This is a genomic window from Collinsella tanakaei, assembly GCF_016902615.1.
GTDB classification, from domain to species: Bacteria; Actinomycetota; Coriobacteriia; order Coriobacteriales; family Coriobacteriaceae; genus Collinsella; species Collinsella tanakaei_A.
This window is the reverse complement of sequence record NZ_JACJMB010000013.1, coordinates 42,520-63,537: the sequence shown is the minus strand read 5'-3', so window position 1 is coordinate 63,537 and position 21,018 is coordinate 42,520. Positions and strand designations below refer to the sequence as shown.

18 protein-coding genes and 1 tRNA gene are annotated in these 21,018 nt (G+C 60.1%); 2 read left to right on the top strand and 17 right to left on the bottom strand.

Annotation, left to right across the window (positions count from 1 at the left end):
* Positions 1–19: 19 nt before the first annotated feature.
* Positions 20–94: transfer RNA gene (locus tag H6A21_RS06100), tRNA-Asn, on the top strand.
* Positions 95–625: 531 nt separating this feature from the next.
* On the opposite strand, the gene rpoD is transcribed toward H6A21_RS06100, so the two are convergent.
* The 13 genes from rpoD to istA form a co-directional block, all read right to left on the bottom strand.
* A complete protein-coding gene (rpoD, locus tag H6A21_RS06095) occupies positions 626–1,969 on the bottom strand; it encodes an RNA polymerase sigma factor RpoD (protein WP_204561374.1) in 1,344 nt (447 codons plus the stop codon).
* Positions 1,970–2,112: 143 nt separating this feature from the next.
* Positions 2,113–4,104 carry a DNA primase gene (gene dnaG / locus H6A21_RS06090; RefSeq protein ID WP_204561372.1) on the bottom strand — a complete coding sequence of 664 codons (1,992 nt, stop codon included), beginning with the start codon at positions 4,102–4,104 and terminating at the stop codon, positions 2,113–2,115.
* The gene (gene ribF, locus H6A21_RS06085) at positions 4,101–5,108 is read right to left on the bottom strand and encodes a riboflavin biosynthesis protein RibF (protein ID WP_239462698.1); all 1,008 of its coding nucleotides are present in this window, start codon (positions 5,106–5,108) and stop codon (positions 4,101–4,103) included. The genes dnaG and ribF overlap by 4 nt, the downstream gene beginning before the upstream one ends.
* The gene (gene truB, locus H6A21_RS06080) at positions 5,099–6,040 is read right to left on the bottom strand and encodes a tRNA pseudouridine(55) synthase TruB (RefSeq protein WP_204561370.1); all 942 of its coding nucleotides are present in this window, start codon (positions 6,038–6,040) and stop codon (positions 5,099–5,101) included. The genes ribF and truB overlap by 10 nt, the downstream gene beginning before the upstream one ends.
* A gap of 11 nt (positions 6,041–6,051) precedes the next feature.
* A complete protein-coding gene (locus H6A21_RS06075) occupies positions 6,052–7,095 on the bottom strand; it encodes a DHH family phosphoesterase (protein WP_204561369.1) in 1,044 nt (347 codons plus the stop codon).
* Complete coding sequence (gene rbfA, locus H6A21_RS06070) at positions 7,088–7,534, bottom strand: 30S ribosome-binding factor RbfA (protein WP_204561367.1); 447 nt, start codon at positions 7,532–7,534, stop codon at positions 7,088–7,090. The genes H6A21_RS06075 and rbfA overlap by 8 nt, the downstream gene beginning before the upstream one ends.
* Before the next feature lie 9 nt (positions 7,535–7,543).
* The gene (gene infB / locus H6A21_RS06065; protein WP_204561366.1) at positions 7,544–10,216 is read right to left on the bottom strand and encodes a translation initiation factor IF-2; all 2,673 of its coding nucleotides are present in this window, start codon (positions 10,214–10,216) and stop codon (positions 7,544–7,546) included.
* 97 nt (positions 10,217–10,313) lie between these two features.
* Positions 10,314–11,573 (bottom strand): transcription termination factor NusA, encoded by a 1,260-nt coding sequence (gene nusA, locus H6A21_RS06060; protein WP_204561364.1) that lies wholly within the window; start codon positions 11,571–11,573, stop codon positions 10,314–10,316.
* Complete coding sequence (rimP, locus tag H6A21_RS06055; RefSeq protein ID WP_204561362.1) at positions 11,573–12,070, bottom strand: ribosome maturation factor RimP; 498 nt, start codon at positions 12,068–12,070, stop codon at positions 11,573–11,575. The genes nusA and rimP overlap by 1 nt, the downstream gene beginning before the upstream one ends.
* 442 nt (positions 12,071–12,512) lie before the next feature.
* Positions 12,513–12,956: a hypothetical protein gene (locus tag H6A21_RS06050; RefSeq protein WP_204561360.1), complete on the bottom strand. Its 444-nt coding sequence runs from the start codon at positions 12,954–12,956 to the stop codon at positions 12,513–12,515.
* Entirely contained in the window at positions 12,956–13,582 is a 627-nt protein-coding gene (locus H6A21_RS06045; RefSeq protein WP_204561358.1) for a DUF3990 domain-containing protein, read from the bottom strand. Before H6A21_RS06045 ends, H6A21_RS06050 begins: the two co-directional genes overlap by 1 nt.
* 518 nt (positions 13,583–14,100) lie before the next feature.
* Positions 14,101–14,787: a hypothetical protein gene (locus H6A21_RS10935; RefSeq protein ID WP_239462697.1), complete on the bottom strand. Its 687-nt coding sequence runs from the start codon at positions 14,785–14,787 to the stop codon at positions 14,101–14,103.
* Positions 14,788–14,942: 155 nt separating this feature from the next.
* Positions 14,943–15,836: an IS21 family transposase gene (istA, locus tag H6A21_RS06035; RefSeq protein ID WP_204561356.1), complete on the bottom strand. Its 894-nt coding sequence runs from the start codon at positions 15,834–15,836 to the stop codon at positions 14,943–14,945.
* Between the two features lie 110 nt (positions 15,837–15,946).
* Between istA and H6A21_RS06030 the strand changes: the two genes are divergently transcribed.
* Positions 15,947–16,213 (top strand): hypothetical protein, encoded by a 267-nt coding sequence (locus H6A21_RS06030; protein WP_204561354.1) that lies wholly within the window; start codon positions 15,947–15,949, stop codon positions 16,211–16,213.
* Positions 16,214–16,232: 19 nt separating this feature from the next.
* Here H6A21_RS06030 and H6A21_RS06025 read toward each other — a convergent pair whose 3' ends face one another.
* The 4 genes from H6A21_RS06025 to H6A21_RS06010 are packed head-to-tail and all read right to left on the bottom strand — an operon-like array spanning position 16,233 to position 20,995.
* Entirely contained in the window at positions 16,233–17,672 is a 1,440-nt protein-coding gene (locus H6A21_RS06025; protein WP_204561352.1) for a lipopolysaccharide biosynthesis protein, read from the bottom strand.
* 48 nt (positions 17,673–17,720) lie between these two features.
* On the bottom strand, positions 17,721–18,749 hold the full coding sequence (locus H6A21_RS06020) for a glycosyltransferase family 2 protein (RefSeq protein WP_204561350.1): 1,029 nt from the start codon (positions 18,747–18,749) through the stop codon (positions 17,721–17,723).
* Positions 18,750–18,788: 39 nt separating this feature from the next.
* Positions 18,789–19,889 carry a polysaccharide pyruvyl transferase family protein gene (locus H6A21_RS06015; protein ID WP_204561349.1) on the bottom strand — a complete coding sequence of 367 codons (1,101 nt, stop codon included), beginning with the start codon at positions 19,887–19,889 and terminating at the stop codon, positions 18,789–18,791.
* An 8-nt stretch (positions 19,890–19,897) separates the two neighbouring features.
* Complete coding sequence (locus tag H6A21_RS06010; protein ID WP_204561347.1) at positions 19,898–20,995, bottom strand: glycosyltransferase family 4 protein; 1,098 nt, start codon at positions 20,993–20,995, stop codon at positions 19,898–19,900.
* Positions 20,996–21,018: the final 23 nt, after the last annotated feature.

Here is a 21,018-nt window from a genome sequence, read left to right as displayed (position 1 = left end):
GCGAACAGGCAACCGAGATTCCTCGATAGCTCAATGGTAGAGCCCGCGGCTGTTAACCGCGTTGTTGTAGGTTCGAGTCCTACTCGAGGAGCCAGAACGTTTCAGCCCCGCCGGTCACCCGGCGGGGCTTTTTCGTGTCGGGCACCCTCAGCTTCGTCTCGGGTACGGTGAGAACCTCGGCTCTCCCCCAGCGGCATGGGTCCCGCACGTCCGTGCGTGCCCCCATCGAGAGGCCAGTGCCAGGTACCCGTGCCCCGCGCCTGAAGCGGCCGCTCACCACGGCGGACGATCGCCCTCCCGATGCCATCTATCTCCGATATTAGGCACCCGGAGCCTCGCCACACGTGAAGACGGCTGTTTCAACGCGTGCTCAACAGGGCTTTTCCGCCCCGATGGATGGGTGTAACGCGCGCTGCTCCTGCGGCGGACCTAATACCGTCAATAGAGAGCAACATCGGGACGCAAACCAACCTCCCGGATGCGGCAGGCCGCACAAGACGCTTTGTCTCCATCGGGGACGGGGCAGTTCGGTGCCACCGGGGCGCGCTCGCGCCCCGGTGGCACCGAACTGCCCCGTCCCCGATGGAGACAAATGTGCCCCCGAGGGTATCGGGGGCACAGGGCATTAGCTTTCGATGTAGTCCTTGAGCTTGCTCGAGCGGCTCGGATGGCGGAGCTTCGCCAGCGTCTTGGACTCGATCTGGCGGATGCGCTCACGGGTGACGCCGAACTCGCGTCCAACCTCCTCAAGCGTGCGGGGATGGCCGTCGACGAGACCGAAGCGCAGCTCGATGACCTTGCGCTCGCGGTCCGCAAGCGAATCGAGCACCTGGGTGAGCTGCTCCTGCAGCATCGAGAAACTCGCGGCATCGGGCGGAACCTCCGCGTTGGAGTCCTCGATGAAATCGCCGAGCTGGGAATCCTCCTCCTCGCCGATGGGCGTCTCGAGCGAGACCGGCTCCTGGGAGATCTTCTGGATCTCGCGCACGCGGTCGGCGCTCATGTCCATCTCGGCACCGATCTCCTCGGGCGTCGGGTCGCGGCCAAGATCCTGCAGCAGCTGGCGCTGAACGCGCACGAGCTTATTGATGGTCTCGACCATGTGCACCGGGATGCGGATGGTGCGGGCCTGGTCGGCGATGGCACGCGTGATGGCCTGGCGGATCCACCACGTGGCGTAGGTGGAGAACTTGAAGCCCTTCTCGTAGTCGAACTTCTCGACGGCGCGGATGAGGCCGAGGTTGCCCTCCTGGATGAGGTCGAGGAACAGCATGCCGCGGCCGACGTAGCGCTTGGCGATGGAGACCACCAGACGCAGGTTCGCGGAGATGAGCGCCTGCTTCGCCTCGAGGCCGACCTGCTCGACGCGGGTCAGGCGGCGCATCTCGGCGCGGGTGAGTTCGATCTCGCCGCGGTCAGCCGCCTCGAGCTTGCTCGTCGCATCGAGACCGGCCTCGATCTTCATGGCGAGGTCGACCTCGTCGGCAGCGGTCAGCAGGTCGACCTTGCCGATCTCCTTCAGATACATGCGGACCGGGTCGCCAGTGAGCATGACCGTGGACGCATCGATGCCGCGGGCGCGCGAACGCGAGCGCGAGGTGCGCACGCGGGACTTGCGCTTCGTCTTGGTCGACGCCATCTCCGCATCGGCGTTCTTGGCCACCTTGATCTCATGGTCCTCGATGCTCTCGTCACCGAGCTCATCATCATCGAGCACATCGTCGGTATCGTCCACACCGAGCGCCGAGTCGTCGTCCTCGGCGGCGGAGACGACCTCCACGCCGCGATCCCTCAGGCTGCGGTAAACGGAGTTAAGCTGTGCATCGGTTACATCGACATCTTTTAGCATGACCTGGATGTCATCCTCGGTCACGGTGCCGGTGGTCGACCCCTGGTCCAAGAGCTTCTCGATGTAGCTATCGAGTTGAGCCGCGTTTTCGGTCTTTTTAGGCACAGATTCTCCCTTCATGACATAGGACACATTACTTTAGCACAACGTTCTATACCCGCCTAGCCGAAATCTGTTCGTGCGTCAAGGATTATCCCCATGGACGGCAAACGCACTGCATACCGCATACTCGTTCACGCAACAGATCCCGGTAGGCGGCCTTATCACGTGGTACCGCCCTGCGCGGCATCCATCGTGCGGAACGGATCTGCCACGCCCTCGACAGCGCGCTCGAGCTCGCGCACGCGCGCGGCGTCGCGCGTCGCCTGGATGGCCATCTCGCGCCGCACCTCCGAGGTCAGGCTGCGGTCGCTGCGCAGGCGGGCCTGCGCAGCCTTCATGCGCCGGCGCACCGTGTAGAGCTCCAGCGTGTCGAGCAGAAACTCGATGTTGGTCTCCGTCGGGTGCGCGCTCGTGACCGCAATCGTGCCCGCGCTCACGAGCTGGGGCGCCTCCGGGCAGACGGCGCGCACCGCGCTCATGACGTCGGGGACCGCCGATCCCTCCGGGGTGGCAAGCACCGCCCAGGCGATGGCCTCGCCGCGCGCATCGACCCAGTCGATCTCGGTGATGCGGTCGGCGAACGGCCGGAAGCTGTCCGGATAGCTCGTGAGCAGGCAGAGCAGCTCGCGCTCGCCGGCAAGCGAGCGGCGCTCGAGGTCGGTGAGCACCTGCGGGGCAGCCGCGGCGGCGCGTGCAGGCGCGGCTGGCTCCCCCGGCATCTCTCCCGCCTCCGCGGGCAGGTAGTCGTAGGGCTCCTCGGAAAACTCATCGTCCTCGCGCGCGACGGCGCCGCCACGGGCACCCCCCTGCTGCTGGCGCGCCCCCGCGTAGCGACGCTCGCGCTCGCGCCTCGTGCGCTCCTCGGCCTCCACCGTGCGGAACACCCGCGGTGCCGCCTGGCGGACCATATCGGCATCGGCGCCCACGCGGTCGGCGATCTGCATGTAGTACGTGTCGATCATGTAGCTGTCGCGCAGGGGGTAGATGAGCCGAAGCGCATCCTCGAGCGCCCGCGCGCGGCCGCCCGGCGTGGAGGTGTCGCTTCTGTCCTCGAGCTTGCGGAACACGAAATCGAGCAGGGGCTCGGCGCGATCGAGCATCCCGCGCAGCTCCTCGCCGCCGCGGGACGCGATGAAGTCGGCCGGATCGAGGTCATCCGGCAGGATGACGCAGCGCAAATCGATCGAACCGTGCTCCACGAACTGGATGGCGCGCTCGGCCGCCTTCTGGCCGGCGGCGTCGCCGTCGAAGAGGTACACGATGCGCTTGGCGAAACGCGCGAGCGTCTTCACGTGGTGCTCGGTCAGCGCCGTGCCGAGCGTCGCCACGACGTTTTTGATGCCCGCCTCCCAGCAGCCGATGGCGTCGGTGTAGCCCTCGACCACCACGGCCTCGTTCGCGGCGACGATATGCTCCTTCGCCCAGTTGAAGCCGTAGAGGTTGCGCTTCTTGTGAAAGACGGGGGTCTCGGCGGTGTTCAGGTACTTCGGCTCGCCGGCGCCCATGATGCGCCCGCCGAAGGCGATACAGCGCCCCTGCTCGTCGAAGATGGGGAACATGACGCGCTCGTAGAAGCGATCGGACAGTCCGCCGCGGTCGCGGCGGATGGCGACGTTGGCGTCGACCATCTCGCGGGGCGTGAAGCCCGCGCTCGACAGGTGCGACACGAGCGCGCCGCGCCCCGGAGCGAACCCGAGCCGGTAGCGCTGGCACACGCCCGAGCCGAGCCCGCGGGATGCGAAGTACTCGCGGCCGCGGCCGTCTTTGCCGCGCATGAGCATCGTGTGATAGAACGAGCAGGTCTCCTCACATACGTCGATGATGCGCGAGCGCTTCGTCCCCCGACGGGCGCCCGCTGCGACGTCGTCGGCGATCTCGATGCCGGCGCGGTCGGCGAGATAGCGGATGGACTCGGGAAACGAGAGGTTCTCCCGCTTCATGACGTAGGTGAAGCAGTCGCCGCCCTCGCCGCACCCGAAGCAGTGCCACACCTGGGTGGCGGGGATCACATGGAACGACGGGGTCTTCTCGCCGTGAAACGGGCAGCAGCCCCAGAACTCCTGCCCGCGCGGCTTGAGCTCGACCGTCTCCTGGACGAGCTGCACCAGATCGGTCGCCGCTCGGACGCGGTCCTTGTCCTCATCGGAAATCATGCGATGCGCACCCCGCTTCCCCCGTACTGCGTGCGGATCTGATCGATATTGGCCAGAACGGTCGCAATGAGCTCGTCTTGCGACGCGAAGACCCGCGAGGGCCTGATGAACCGCGTGAACGCGAGCGCGATGGTGCTGCCGCGCACGTTGGCTGTAAGCCCGATGAGGTTCGCCTCCAGATGCGCCGAGCCCGCCGCGGTGGCGAACGTGGGCGGAAGCCCGGCGTTCACCGCGGCGGGCCACACGGTGCCGTCCACGAGGGCGAGGCCCGCGTAAACGCCGTCGGCGGGCATCTGCATCGCGGCGCTCACCTCGATGTTCGCCGTGGGAAAGCCCATGTGCGTGCCCTGGCCGCGACCGGCCACCACGCGCCCGCGCACGACGTAGGGGCGCCCCAGCTCATAGGCGGCGGCCTCCACCTCGCCGGACGCGAGTTGGCCTCGGATCCGCGTCGCGGACACGACGGTGCCGTCGGCAGACACGAGATGGTGGCCGAATACCGCCACGCCGCGCTCGCTGCCCCAGCTCCTCAGCGCATCCACGTCCGAGGCGCCGCCCGCGCCCATGCGGAAGTCGGCCCCCACGTGGACGGCGCGCACGTCGAGGACGGGCGCCAGGAAGCGCTCGAAGAACGAGGCGTGATCGAGGTGGGCGACCGCGGGCGTGAAGGGCACGACCGCCACGCCGTCGACGCCCGATGCCGCAAGCATCGCCAGGCGGTCGTCGGTTGTCAGCAGGCGCTTCGCCGAGCCGGGCCCCACCACGCAGTCGGGATCGGGGTCGAAGGTCACCACGTAGGCGGCCACGCCGTGCTCGCGCGCGTCGGCGACCGTCTTCGCGACGAGCTCCTGGTGGCCGATATGAAAACCGTCGAACGCCCCGATGGCAACGACGGCGGGCGCGCGCCGCGCCGTCGGATGCCCGTCGAGACGAACGACAGGGGCGCCGCCATCATCCAGCAGAAAGATGCGGCGCAGTTCGCTTGTTGCAGGCATCATAGGCATACGCCCTCGATGGGCTGCGGGAAGACATCGGACATGGCGAGACGCCCGCCCGTGATGCAACCGATGGCGAGAAGCTCGCCTGCGCGCACCAGCGCGACCGGGTCGCCCTCCCCCACCGGAGCCGTGGCCTGCCCGATCAATGCGCTCGGCAGGCGCCGTCCGCAGCGGATGTCCTCCACATGGCGCTCGGGCACCTCGATGGCGGCGCACCCGAGCACGCGCACGGGATCGAGCATATGGTCGCGCGCGTACGCGGGCGAAAGCTCGTCGAGCGCCGCGCACGATGCGAGCGCCACGCAGCCCGATGCGGTCCGGCAGAGCGAGGCGATATGCGCCGCACCGCCGACCGCGCGACCCAGGTCGCGCGCCAGCGCGCGGATATAGGTCCCCTTGCTCACGGTGTAGGCGACCGTCCAGACGGGCGCGCCGTCGACTTCCGTGACGGCGATGAGGTCGGCCTCGTGCACGATGACCTCGCGCGCGGGCAGATCGACGTCGCCCCCCTCGCGGGCGCGCTTGTAGGCGCGCACGCCGTTGACCGAGATGGCGGAAAACGCCGGCGGGACCTGCGACTGCACGCCCACGCTAGCAGCCAGGGCGCAGCGGGCCGTCTCCTCCAAGAACAGCTCGGGTGCCGGCGCGACGGTGCGCGTGGGCTCACCCTCGGCGTCATCGGTATTCGTCTCGAAGCCGAACGCGATGTCTGCCAGGTAGCGCTTCGTATCGAGCGTCACGCGGCCAAGCAGACGGGTCGCCTGCCCGACGCCGAGCACCATCACGCCCGAGGCGAGCGGATCGAGCGTGCCGGCGTGCCCCACCCGGCGCTCACCGAGCGCACGGCGGGCGCGCGCCACGACGTCGTGCGACGTGATGCCCACGGGCTTGTTGACCGCGAGCAGAAGATTGATTGTGCTTGGTGTGCGACGTGCCATGCGCATCCCCGCTAGAGCTCGACGCGCAGGCCGGTGGGGTCCTCGCCCACGAGCTCGCAGAGCATCGGCAGGGCGTCGGAGAGCGTCTCGACGATGCTGCCCTCGTAGGTGAAGCCCGCCGCCGCGGCGTGGCCGCCGCCGCCGAAATGCGCCGCGACCCCGGAGACGTCCAGGTCGCACTTGGAGCGCAGGTTGCCGCGCACCTCGCGGCAGCGCTCGGTCTCCTTCACGAACAGGCAGACCTCCACCCCCTGGACGGCGCGGACGACGTCCACGAGGCCGTCGCACTCATCGGGCGTGACATGCAGCGACGTGAGGTCCGAGGCGTAGGCGTAGCTGTAGGCCACGCGGCCGTTGGCCACCGTGTGAATGCGCCCCATGACGAGGCTCTCGAGCTTCAGGTACTCGAGCCGCTGGCTCTGGTACACCTCGAGCGCGACGACCGAGGGCTCGGCCCCCGCATCCACCAGGCGCGCGGCGCACGCGAAGGCGGCCGGGTCGGCGTTTTGGTACTGGAAGCGCCCCGTATCGGTCACAAGCCCGCAGAGCAGGCAGGTGGCGATACCGCTCGAGATGGGGATCTCGCAGGCGCGCAGGAACTCGTCGATGATGACCGCCGTCGCCGCCGCGCTCACGAAGCGCACGCTGACCTCGGCAAACTCCTCGCGTGCCGGATGGTGGTCGAAGCACACGACGTGCCGCGCACGCGCGAGCACCGCGGCGGAATCGGCCAGACGCTCGACGACCGGGCAGTCCACCGAGATGAACAGGTCCGGGTCGAGCGGGTACTCGGCCGCCGGGATGAGGCGGTCTGCGCCCTCCATGAAGCGGTAGATGCGCGGTACGCACCCGCGATCGGCCAGAAGAAACGCGATGTCCTTCTCCGGATAGCGGGCACAAAGCGCCAGGCCGAGGCCGAGCACCGAGCCTAAGGCATCGCCGTCGGGCGAGGTGTGGCCCGAGATGGCGATGGAGGACGCATCCTCGATGAGCTCGAGGATGCGTCGATAATCGTGGAGCGTCTCAGACGGGATGCTCGCACAGCAGCTATTCATCGAGATGTGCCTCCTGGTCGACATCTAGGGAATCCCCGGCGTCCGCCTCATCGTCCGCGGGCGCCACGGGGTAGCCGTCCTCGTCCTTCTCGACGTCCATGGTCGCCGGCACGTTCTCGAGCGCGCGGGCGATGGCCTCGGCCTCGTCGGTCGAGCGGTCGATCCTGAAATCGAGCTCGGGCACGACGCGCCAGTCGAGCGAGCGGGCGAGCAGGCTGCGGATGCGGCCGCGGGCGCTATCCAGGGCCTCGAGGACCTCGGCGTAGCGCTCGGGCTCGCATGACACGTACACGCGGGCGTACGTGCGGTCGACGCTCACCTCGGTGCCCGTGAGGGTCACGAGGTCGAGCCTGGGATCGGAGATCTCGAACAGCAGGATGTAGCCGAGCTTCTCGCGAAGCTGCTCGCCGGTGCGGCGGGTTGCGGCGGTCTGCTTCACATCTACCACCTACTCCGTACGGGCGACCTCGACGACCTTGTAGGCCTCGAGAATGTCGCCGACCTTGATATCCTGGAACTTCTCGATGCCCAGACCGCACTCGTAGCCGGCCTTGACGGACTTGACGTCGTCCTTGAAGCGGCGCATGGAGGCAAACGAGCCGTCGAACACCACGACGCCGTCGCGCACGACGCGCACCGAGTCGGAGCGCTCGATCTCGCCCTCGGTGACCATGCAGCCGGCGATGAGGCCGACCTTGGGCACGCGGAACGTCTCGCGGACCTCGGCCTCGCCGGTGCGGACCTCCTCCTCGGTGGGCTTGAGCAGACCGACGCGGGCCGCGTCGATGTCCTCGATGGCCTTGTAGATGATGGAGTAGGTCTTGATCTGCACGTTCTCCTTCTCCGCGAGGTCGCGGGCCTTACCCTGCGGGCGGACGCCGAAGCCGATGATGATGGCGTTCGATGCGGCGGCCAGCACGACGTCGGTCTCGGTGATGGCGCCGACGGCGGAGTGGATGATGTTGATGCGGACCTCGGACTGGTCCATCTTGCCGAGCGCGTCGGCGAGCGCCTCGATGGAGCCCTGGACGTCGGCCTTGACGACGAGGTTGAGCTCGGCGAGCTCGTTTTCGCTCATCTCGGAGAACAGGGTCTCGAGCGTGACGTGCTTGACCTTGTTCTGCTCCTCGATGCGGGCCTTGAGCGAGCGTTGCTCGGCGAGGTCGCGGGCGTCGCGCTCGTCCTCGAAGACGCGGAACTCGTCGCCTGCGGCGGGAACCGAGTTCAGGCCGAGGATCTCGACGGCGTCGCTCGGCTTGGCCTCCTTCACGTTGTTGCCGTGCTGGTCGAGCATGGCGCGCACGCGGCCGTAGCTCATGCCGGCGACGAGCGAGTCGCCCACACGCAGGGTGCCGCGGTTCACGAGCACCGTGGCGACCGGGCCGCGGCCGCGGTCGAGCTTGGCCTCGATGATGTAGCCCGAGGCGAACGTATCGGGGTTCGCCTTGAGCTCGAGCACGTCGGCCTGGAGCAGGATCGTCTCGAGCAGGTCGTCGATGCCGGTCTTCTGGCGGGCGGACACGTTCACGAACATGTTCTGGCCGCCCCACTCCTCCGGGATGACGCCGTATTCGACGAGCTCCTGGCGCACGCGGTCGGGGTTCGCATCGGGCTTATCGCACTTGTTGACGGCCACGACGATGGGGACGCCGGCGGCCTTGGAGTGGTTGATGGCCTCGACGGTCTGCGGCATGACGCCGTCGTCGGCGGCCACGACCAGCACGACGACGTCGGTGATCTTGGCGCCGCGGGCGCGCATGGCGGTGAACGCCTCGTGGCCCGGGGTGTCGACGAAGGTGATCTGACGGCCGTTGATGGTGACCTGGGAGGCGCCGATGTGCTGGGTGATGCCGCCGGCTTCGTGGCTCGCCACGCCGGTGTGGCGGATGGCGTCGAGCAGCGACGTCTTGCCGTGGTCGACGTGGCCCATGACGGTAACCACGGGCGGGCGCGGCTTCAGGTCGGCCGGGTCGTCGTAGAAGCTGAAGGAGTTCTCCTCCTCCGGCGTGACGATCTTGATCTGGCGGCCGAGGTCGTCGGCCACGAGCTCGACGAGGTCATCGGACATGGACTGCGTCATGGTGAGCGGGGTGCCCAGCAGGAACAGGCGCTTGATGATGTCGTTGGCGGAGACGTCGAGCGCCTCGGCGAGCTCCTGGACGGTCACGCCCTGGGAGACGCGCACGGCGTCGAGGTCCTCGGGGTTCACGCCCTTGGCGATAGCCTCCTCGAGCTTCTTCTCCTCGCGCATCTGCGCTGCCTCGCGCTCGCGCTTCTCCTTGCGCTTCTTGCGGCGGCCGGTGGACTCGCGCGACGCCTCGGCGACGGCGGCACGGGCCTCCTCGAGCACGCGCTCGCGGCTGTATTCCTCCGCCTCGCGGGCCATGCGGGAGTAGTGGTCGCCATGCGTCTCGGAGGCGCCGCCGCGGCGCTTCTTGTTGTTGCGGCCGGCCTTCTCGGGCGCCGGCACGTCCATGCCGGCGGGCACGGCGGGCGCGTTGTTGGAACGGCGCGAGCGAGCAGGCGCCTCGGAGGCGGCACGCTCGTGCTTACGGCCGCGGCCGCGATCGGCGCGATGGGTATCGCCCTCGGCCTTCTTCTTGCCCTCGGCCTCCTTCTTCTCCTTCAGCACGACCTCCTGCTGCGCGATCTGGTCGAGGAGCGACCGGAAGCGCGAACCGGAGTCGGACGCCGGGACGGCGCGGCGCTTCGCCTCGAGCTCAGCCTGGCGGCGGGCCTCCTCGGCACGCTCGCGCTCGGCGCGCTCGGCCTCGGCGGCAGCAGCGCGGGCGGCCTCCTCGGCAGCCTGCGCGGCCTGCGACAGGCGGCGCTCCTCCTCGCGACGGCGCTCGGCCTCGATGCGCTCGGCCTCGGCGGCGGCGGCCTTCGCGGCCTCCTCGGCGGCGGTCGCCTCCTCCTCGGCGCGACGGGCGGCCTCGATCTCGGCGGCGCGCGCCTCGAGCACGGGCGCGAGCTTCTTCTTCACCATCGACACATACGCGTCCTCAAGGGCGCTCGAGGCCGACTTCGCGGGGATCTTCATCTCCGCGAGCTGCTCGAGCAGCTCCTTGGACGTCATTCCGAATTCCTTGGCCAGGCTGGATACACGAACCTTCGCCATATGCCAATCACCTACCTCTCGGGCGCAATCGCCCAGCATCAATCTCAACGGGTACCGACTCTTCGGGTGCGCCCGCAAACCTCGGGCGCGCTACCCGTTAGATGAGGTCCTCGGCATCCTCGAAGGCGTCGTGGTCGCCCATGTCCTCCGGGTCGTGGACGCCGCAGTAGCGCGAACCGGGACGGGCCTGGTTGCGGCAGCGGACGCCGGACTCGGACACATACGCGCAGCGCTCGGGCTCATCGTCGTCGAGCAGGTCCTCGACCTCGGGCACCGCAGGCGCGACGGGGACGTTGCGCAGGATGTCGGCGGCGAGCGACTCGCTCTTGATGTCGATGTGCCAGCCGGTCAGGCGCGCGGCGAGACGGGCGTTCTGGCCCTCCTTGCCGATGGCGAGCGACAGCTGGTCGTCGGGCACGATGACGCCGGCGTAGTTCTTCTCCTCGTCGATAAGCACGCGGGTCACCTTCGCGGGCGACAGGGCGTTGGCCACGTAGGCGGCAGGGTCCGCATCCCACAGGATGACGTCGACGCGCTCGCCGCGCAGCTCGGAGACGACGGTGCGCACGCGGCTGCCCTTCGGGCCGACGCAGGCGCCCACCGGGTCGAGGCGGTCGTCGAGCGAGCGGACGGCCACCTTGGAGCGCTGGCCGGGCTCGCGGGCGATGGACATGACCTCGACGGTGCCCTCGTAGATCTCGGGCACCTCGAGCTCGAACAGACGGCGGATGAGCGCCGGGTGCGTACGGGAGATGACGATGGGCGGACGGGAGTGCTCGCCGCGGACCGGCGGCAGCGTGGAGTTCGGGTCGCGCACGTCGATGATGACGGCCTTGATGCGCTGGTTGTGCATGTAGCGCTCACCCTGCGGGCGCTCGTTGCGCTCGTTCTCGTAACGGCGCAGGTCGAAGTGGGGCAGCTCCGCCTCCACGCCCTCGCGGATCTTCACGATCGTGAAGTCGGGCGTGGACTGCAGCACCGTGCCGGTGATGATGTCGCCGATGCGGCTCGAGAACTCCTCGTAGATCTGCTCGCGCGCGGAGTTGCGCACGATGGCGTTGATCTCGGCCTTCGCGTGCTGCGCGGCGATGCGGGAGGTGTCCTTCGGGGTGACGTCGATCTCCTCGAACTCGGTGTAGTTGCCCTCTTCGTCCATGGAGTCGTCGATGGGAATGAGCTTGTAGACGTAGATCTTGCCGGTGGCGCGGTCGATCGTGACCTTCGCACCCCAGTCGAGGTGCAGGATCTCGGCATAGCTCTTGGCGAGCGACTGCTCGAGCCTGTCGATGAGGTAGAGCTGGTCGATATGCTTCTCCTGGCACAGCGCCATGAGAGCTTCCATCATCTCCGATGCCATTACTTGCCACCCTTTCCGCCCTTGAAGTCATAGACCGGCTTCAAGGTGCACTTCTTGATCTCGTCATGGGGAATCGTCACGGTCTGGTCGTCATCCTCGAGTGCGAGTGTCACGCACGACTCGTCGACGGCGGAGATGGTGCCCTTGTAGCGGCGCCGCCCCTCCACGGCCGTGGTCGTGAGCTCGACCGCCTCGCCCGTGAAGCGGACGAAGTCCTGGGGCCGGCGCAGCGGGCGCGCCATGCCCGGACTCGAGACCTCGAGCGTGTAGGAGCCCGCGATCGGGTCGAGACCCTCCACGGTTTCGCTTACCCAACTGCTCTGCGCGGTAACCTCATCGAGCGAGATGGGATCGCCATCCGCCCGGTCGATGCGCACGCGGACGCAGGGGGCCTTCGTCGCACCCACGATCTCGACATCCACGACGTCGATGCCGTGAGCCGGGGCGACCGCCTCCAGCGCATCGATGATCTGCTGCTCGAGCGCACTTTTGACCATGCAACACCTCCCCAAACAAAAAAGAAGCGCGGGCGGACCCGCACTCCTTTCACGTTACAGCTTCAATTGCGTGCCAATCATAGCATATGCAGGTGAAATGGGTAGTACATCTCCGTAAGCGGTCGATTTCGGTCGTGTCACCCATACAAATTGCACACAATCGATCAGGTCGTCCTCATCGGGGACGGGGCTGTTTGGTGCCATCGGGGCGCGAGCGCGCCCCGATGGCACCAAACAGCCCCGTCCCCGATGAGGACAGACGCGACGGCGCGCCGCGCCTTTCGCACGACTGTATCGCCCACTACCGCTGGAGGCCTTCCGGAATATCATGATGTTCCGGACCTCAAAACGGCATCTTCCCAGATAAAAGCGCTTACCCCTGACGGAACATCATGATATTCCGTCAGGGGTGGCGCAGCGCCATGCCCATTGCGAGGGGTGCTCATGCTTCTGCCGAACCCGACCCCTCGTCGGAACCCTCGGCAGCCATCTGCCGCAGGCGGTCGATAGCCACCTCGACATCTAGCGTATGGAAACCCGGGTACACGCGCGCCATCACATGCACATCTGCCACAGCGTACATGTCGCAACTCGACTCACCGGTATAGAAGTGCCAGTAGCGGTAGGTGTAACCCATCCAGTACATGACATCCTCGGCCAAGATGCCATCCGTGCGAGGCAGACCACCCGCCGCTTCATCGACCTCTTCGAAGAGGTACTCCTCCCCCATCCACTGGGCCCGGTCGTACGGCCGGTCGAGCGCCTCAGCGGTTTTCCCGCGCATGAACGCCTCGACAAACGGGACGCTCGCACACCCCTGCTCGCAGGCGAGCGCAAAAAGCCTTCCCTGGATATCGCACAGCTGAAGCGAAAGCGAATCGAGCATCATGCGTCCTCACCACCGACGATCTCGTCGAAATACCTACCGTCGCGCCGATGCTGGCGCGCGATGCGGTCGGCAATCGAAACGCCGAGCTTGCGGTTCTCGAAACTCATGGCGGCGAATTCCGCGCGCTCGGCTTCGCTCAGACAGCGGTCCTCGACGACGCGAACCCTGCGACATGCCAGCTCGGTTTTCGCGACATACTGGTCCCCGATGTTCAGTGCGGACAGGCATGCGATTAAAGCGGTATCCGTCAGCTGGCCTGTAACGAATCGATCGAACACGACGAACATGCGGTCGTTGGCAATACTTCCGACGATGACATCGGCGCCGTCTGCGAGATGAGAGACGCGATGATAGAGCTTCGAATCCCGCACATGTTCAAGACGACCGCGGTTGTAGGCGATATAAAGTGCCCAATCCAAATCCGAATCAAACCGGATAACGGATAGGCCGCTCATGTCGACATCGAGCGTATAGATATGCGCATCTTCATAGCCACATACGAGCGTCAGGGGCTGAAGGACATCCGTTCCCATATAAAAGCCGCTGCCAAAATCGCATCGATCACGACTCAAGGGCATGATATCGCCCTCTATCCCATGCTTTGATCCATGATAAAGCAGCATGCGTGCACCTCCCGCAGGACTCGATAGCCCCATATTAGCAGCCGGGTCGATGTTTTAGTGGGTGGCGCGTGCCGGTCGCGGCGCATGAGCACACGGTTCGGGCGGCTGGGGTTCGCCAAGCCGAAGTCGTCCGGTACACCCCTGAGTGAGGGCGCGATGAACAGAATACCGCCCCTGATGCAACCACACCGCGCCCTCATCGACCCGCCCCACTCCATCTCGCACGTCATCCATACCATCTGCCCCTTCCGTAAGGCGGCCAAAGAATAAGCCCGCACCCTGAACGTCGGGCACAGGCCATGGAAGCGACACAAAGCCGTGCGGGTGTTAAGCGTGAGCGCGCCAAAACGAAGAAGACGGCGGCCCTGGAAGAGGGACCGCCGCCTTGTCATGGGGCCGAGCAGCTGTCGAATTGGAACGACTCCGATGCCGGATGGGGGCAGGCCCTTCCGATGCCAACAGGAGAAGGGAACAGGGGCCCGCCCCCGGCATACCGGGGCAGATGCGCTCACCGATGACTACCGGCGGCGCTTCCAGATGACCGCGCCGGCACCCGTAAGCGCGGCTCCGGCCGCCGCCACGATGCTAATCACGCCGGAGACATCACCCGCCTGGGGAATGCTCCCTGAAGGTTCGCCGGGACCGGCGGGCTGCCCGGGCTCGGTCGGGTTGTCGGGAACATACGGGTCATCCGGCGTATCCGGATCGTCAGGGTCATCTGGATTACCCGGGTCACCCGGCTTGTCGGGGGTATCCGGCGTGTCCGGCTCCTCGGAACTCGTCCAGACGAGCACGAAGGGCGAGAACCCGTCCGTGGTGAAGCGGATGCCATCCGGGGTTTTGGTCACGTCGACCTCAACGGCGTTCGCGCTCTCGATGCTGTCGATGACGTCGTCGGTGCCCATCTCGCGGTGCAGGCCCTCCAAGTGCACAAGGCGGAACTCGGTGTCGCTGTCGGTGCCCTCGGGATAGGGCCAGTAAGCCGTCACGTCCTCGCTCGCGCGCAGCCACACGTTGGCGTTGTTGGCGTCGACAAGATCGAGATAGCGCTCCTGGAAGTTGAGGCGGGACTTGTCGATGTCCCCGAGGTGAAGGACCTCGGTCGCGCGGTCGCGCAGCGCGGTGCGATACGCGCCCGCGCCCTCGGTGTTGTCGGAGTTCACGACGTCGTCGAACAGAAGCGAAGGCTCCGCCTCGTCGGTCACGTCGATCTCGCTGCCGTTGATGTAGAACTTGGTGCCCGCAGGTACCGTCGCGTGGTACCGTCTGCGTGGAACGCCGGTACCGCTTTTGCAGAACGCTGGTACTAACTAAGTGCAGTACTCAACGGAACGGCGCTCGACGGCTCATGGTGCGCCGTTCATTCAGACGCGCAATACACAAGCTTCTCCGCCACAGCCCTCTTGAGCTGGTTGAAATCGGTGAAGACCTCGTCCCGCAGCGCGGCGATGATCTCCAGGGCGGCCTGCCACACCTCGTTCTCGGCACTCGGCTTGTCGCGTGGCGTCGCGACGCGCGCCGGCATCACCGCCGAGCCGTAGTGGGCGGCCATCTCGCGATAGGCCTCGTTCAGCTCGACCTCGCCCTCGCGCGGGTGGGCCCTCACGCCGGTCCTGAGGTTGTCGGGCACTATGCAGGGCGTCGAGCCGCCCGTGTAGGCGAACGCGTGCACGTGGCAGCGAAGCCATGTATCCTCTCTCATGTCCAGCGTAGGCTCGACGTAGGACAGGCGGCTGAAGGGCAGGCAGGCCACGAACAGGAAGACCTTGGAGACCTCGCCCGTGGCGGGGTCGACGAGCGACATCGTCGGCCCCGCCCAGTCGACCTCAAGAATCCTGCCGGCCCTGTGCCCGACGCGGCTCACGACCTGCTTCCTCACCGTGAACTCGCGGTAGCGCTTGCAGAAGCGGTCGTAGGACATGAAGGGCTCGCCCTTCGACCCCTGCTCGTCGCGGTACTCCTCGTGCAGCCGCTTGAGCGTGACCCCGACCCGGGCGAGCTCGCGGTGCACGCGCTCCCAGTCGGGGTCCGGGTAGACGTCCCGGTCGCGGACCTTCTCGGGGAAGAGCGCGGCGTAGACCTCCGCATCCGACATCCCCTCGGCCTCCGCCCAGCCGATCCCCGCCGCCTCGGCGGCCTCGGACACCGCCTGGACGCTGTGCTTCGACATTCCCTGCGACCTCGCGATCGCGTTTCGCGACATGCCCGACTCGAGCAGTCGCAGGACCTCCCTGGCCCTAATCTTCCTCGCCATGTCTTGCCTCCTTCTCTCTCGGTTGCATGGCGAGCCGAGCGTAGGCGGAGGCGGTGCCGAACGGGAATACGGCTGGTGCCGAACGGCAATATCGGGCGATGGATGGAGCGGTGCCGAATCGCGATACCGAGGGTGCTAACAGGCGCGATTACTCACTCAAGGGCTTCCTCGGCGGGATGAACGGCGCGTCGACCAGGAGGCTGCCGCTCTACCTCGCATGGTTCTGCTGGCTCGAGCGCGTGCGCAGGGCGGGCGGAGGCGCCCGGGAGGCCGTGCGGCGGCTGTGCCTCTCCGGCCGCTACCGGACGCCCGGGAGGGCCCTGTTCGCCGTCCCGCGCTACGACATGGGCTACTGGGAGAGGGGGAACGCCACGTGATCCCTATCTCCAAAGTGGTTTAGAAGCGTTTGCATAGAAAACGTTTGAATAAATTTTTAAAAATACCGAACAGCTCAATGCCTTGAATAAGAGCTACCAATAGTAAACACACCGTTGAGATAATCGTCCACTCTGGAAATTGAACAGCTGTCAACAGAGCTTGCAGCATCAATATAAACATTGTAGGAATGAGCGTCTTCCAACTTGGATCAAAAGCAATATATTTTCGAGAATCCCTGGCACGTAATGCGAAAACAATGCCTTGGCCAATAATAGAAGCAAAACAGGCGCCAATGATACCGAACACAGTTATCAATATAGGAGTAAATATTACGCAAGAAACTGCCCCAAATACTGTTGTTCTCATAATGTAAGCTGTATTCATCGTTGAGGTATAAACAGTTCCATAATATGAATTAAATATATTTAGTAGATTCGCAAATAGAAGAAGAGGGATCATCGGCCACGAACCGTATGTTTCACCTTTAAGCAAAATACTCGCCAAAACAGGGGACAATAAAGAGAGAGACGCACATAATATTGTTAGCGCTCCAGCCATTGTTCTAAAAATCGTCGAAAAGAAATCTGAGATTCCTTTTTCACCGGCTTCCTGAAACGACGAGAGCTGCCAAGCCTGTTGAAATATCCCATAGGCGGTGTTAAGAAGTCCGGGGACTTTTCCAGCTGCTGCAAACATGCCCGATGCAGAAATTCCCAACATTCCTGTAATAAAAAATCGATTGACCGAGGTTCCAAGCCACCAAAATAGCGAATTTGGAATTAATGGAAGCGCGTAATTTACCATTGGGGAAAGGGTCTCGCGAAGCGAAATCTTTCCTTCTTGAAGTGTTGTCTTAGCCCCATGTATAACGGCCTTACCAATGTCACCAATAGTAAGGTATATGCCAATCGCAAACATTGGCCCAACTGAAATAGATATGAAATATCCAATAATTCCTAGACCTAAAGCAGCAATAAAAACCACTGCACACATAAGAGTAACCAGCGATGAAACAACGGCGCATATAGGAATGATTTTTATTTTGCCAGAACCGCGTGAAATCTCCCCACATAAGTTCATAAATGAATATGCCGCATAATCTAAAACAAACCAAGCCTTATATAGTCCAAGCCCACCAAAGACTTCTAGATCCAGTAATGGGGAGAATATCGAAATTGCAAGTACAGATAGTCCCGTAATAAGAAAAGACCAGAAAGCATATTTCTCTCCGTTGGAAGAATCCTCGACGATATACCGAATTGCTGCATCTGAGATATTTAATGTGACAATAGGAAGCAAAAGAGAGATTACAGTAGTTGCCATATCAGTAAGGCCGTATTCGGCTGCCGACATACAGGATGTATATAGCGGCACTAAAAAGAATGATATGAATTTAGTGGCAAATGAGTTTAAAGCAAATAAGCCTGTATTTAATAATAAATATTTATATTTTCCCATAAAGCAACCCAATACATAAAACAGTAAGAAAGGTCGAAACTAATAAGATCACCTAAAAAATAGGCACTTAATTTTACGCTTTGTTTTTAAGAACAGGAGATATGTTCTGTAGTAACCATTTAATATCAAGTAGTAATTTAAATGGTGCATAGTAGGATCAGATTTAAACAAGGAGTTATTCCTCCAGTTGGGAAAATGTAGTTCCATCCATGATAACAATTTAGGAATAGCCGTCGAGCAAGGTCCATCCCACTCTACCGCCCTAGCAATCCCTGCAAAACAAACGTGCTTAATGGCGAGCCTCTCAACTAAGGACATCGATTCCTTATAATCGAATTCACAAATATTAGCATTCTGATTCATCCAAGAAATAATGGATTCAAAAGCTTTCAATATGTCGAGTAAACGATTCGTATTTACCTTATGAGTGACACTGGTCGGTCTTTCAACAAAGTGATAAAGGATACTATCGACAACTCCGAGCGTCTTTGAAGCTAGAATGAGGGGGACAACTGCAGCAATATCTTCACCTATATATATGCTTTCTATCAAGTTGATCTCATACTGTCGAAATATACTGCGCTTATATATCTGCATCCATAACGATGAACACTCCATCAACATTTCGCTTTTTGAGATTTCTCGATAAGCTTCTCCTTCAGCTACCGGACCCCAAGTACATATTGTTTTACCTGAAGCACTCATTTGTTGAGCGCGAAAAGAAAGTAAGTCAGGATGGTAAATCTCAAGAACGCGAATTATTTCCAGTTGTGAATTCCAATCAATATAGTCATCGCTATCGAGAAATTCTATATATTCTCCGATTGCTTCATTTATGCCCGTATTTCTAGCTGCATTTTGGCCACCATTAGCCCTGTGAACAATCTTAAGTTGATTTACACAACCGAAAGTCATATTTGAAAGCAATGCAGCCGTTTCCGAATTTGAACCATCATCGACAACGACAATTTCAATTCGTGGGTCTTCATTCAAAAGAAATGGCTCTAAACATTTTCGTAAGTAATCTTTCTCAGTGTTGTATACGGGTATTATGATGCTAATGATTTTATCGTTCATCTTTTTATCGTTCACCTTAGTCTTCTATGCAAACTTATGCTATTCGCTAGATTCAATAAACTTACTGAGTGCAGAGAATTGGCATTTTGAAAGGGCTTTTTCTCGATCAACGTTGAAAGTTAGCGGGTCAGGCAACGTGTTCAAATCTAAGGATAACCATTCATCACTACTGAGATCAATCGTATTCCTTCGATTGAACCCCAAATCATCCAACACGTGCAAAGTCTTTGTGCTGTAAATAATAGGTACTACTGCAGCCCCAGCAGCTAAGCCGATAACCGTAGCATGAAACCTTGTACCTATTACAATCTCTGACATAGAAATTTCGCTTAAAATCTCTTCTATATTATCTGTATAATACAATTCTTGGATAGAAATATTAGCTTCACTAGCTTTGACAGAAATTCTCTTTACTGCCAAAGAATCCCCATCAGACCCAAAAAAAGAACATAGTATTATTTTATACTCTATATCGGCATATCGTTTGATATATTCCAGAATCATTTGTTCATATGCTTCACATTTTTCAGAAAGTCTACCGAAATGATCACAATTCTGTAGATCAATGACCGAAATAAATACCTGATGTCGCTTTGAGACATTAGGCAATCCCGCTCCAAACAAAATATCAGGGGCATATCTAACATTAGTTACACTAGAGAATTGATTAGCAGAGAATCTATCGCGGAAACATACATCTTCACAGAATTTTTCAAAGAAGCGAGTATAGAACCTAAGGAAAGACTTAGAGGAGTATGGGCCGAAATTTGCTCCCATAACATAGTAATTCTTTGCATTATTTGCTCTTACAACATCTCGAAAATATCTACGGTATTTATCTATTAACAATCGTGGATTACAACCTGAGGGTTTTTCTATATATAAAGAACCACCAATTGTGACAAGTGCATCTGCTTTGTGAATAATTAATAGTTCATCGCGCTTATTCTTAAGCCGCTTCAGTAAATTTAAGCACTTGTCATTGACGCAATGCAAGATATTGATATTGGGACAAAGCCTTTCTATGAAGTTATAAGATTGATTTGCTATTACTTGAAATTGAACCTTAGGGAAATTTGATGCAAGGGTAATTAAGAACAAGTCATCCCCAAAATTATGAGCCAGATAACAGTCGACCATTATTCGTTTCATATTCTCAACTCTGTTTCGATACAATTGATAAATTGATTAACTTTATAATCAGTTGACATTGCTTTTCTATATTGACAGCAATTTGAAACGTAGAAATTTAAATTGCTGTCAATATTTCTTAGATCTGATTCATCCCAATTGTCATTGACAACCCCAAGACTATACATTCGAATATATGATGAATTCAGAGGCACTGAAGTGGTGACAACGGGCGTCCCACTAGCTATTGATTCAACGATTGAAATCATACTATTGTCTTTTTCGGTATATACGAGCATAGCTTTAGCTTCTGAAAGATAATGCTGCAGCTTCAAATGATTTAATTGCCCCATAAAGGACACTACATTTGCTATGCCTAGTTTAGAAGTTAATTGAATTAAACTTTCTTTCTCTGGTCCACTTCCAATAATATATAGCTTGCATGATTGATTGATGCTGTAATGATACCTGGAGAATGCAATTATGATCTTATCAATACGTTTTCTTTTTATAAGTTGCGAAACAACGCAAAATGTATCAGTTTTTCCTTGTGCTAAGGAAAATATATCAAAATCAACACCATGCTCAATAATTGTGGGGGAGACATTATTGCAGTATTTTGAAATAAATTGTCGCGCCTGAGCACTTCTAGCTATCACTGGAATTCCGCGCATAAACGTTCTTGCAATAACATTATACCAAAAACGTGAAAGCAGGCCTTTGCCCATACGATTGTGCTTGGCCATTTCATGCCATATAATTGTTTTTTTACGTGCAAATATCACACAAATCAACGTATCAATAGAAAAAACTTCACTGGAAATAACGGCGTCATAGCTATTTGAAAGCAGTGTATTAATTAGCCCAAGATTCACAGGGATCCTATGTATAGGAAAAAACTTCTTGAAATAACTTTTTAGCCAAATAATTTTATACGAGCATATTGGATCATGCAAAGGTTTCCATTCTGAAGCTGCTGCAAGAGTGACGTCAATTCCTTTCCGTTCAAATGCTCTGCATAAGCTACATGCCATCGTATCTTCTATGCTATTAACTTTAGGTATCTGAGCATTCTCAGGTGTATATAAAATCGGGTTAACAAATAAAACCTTCATTTGAACTCCTAATTTTGATTAAT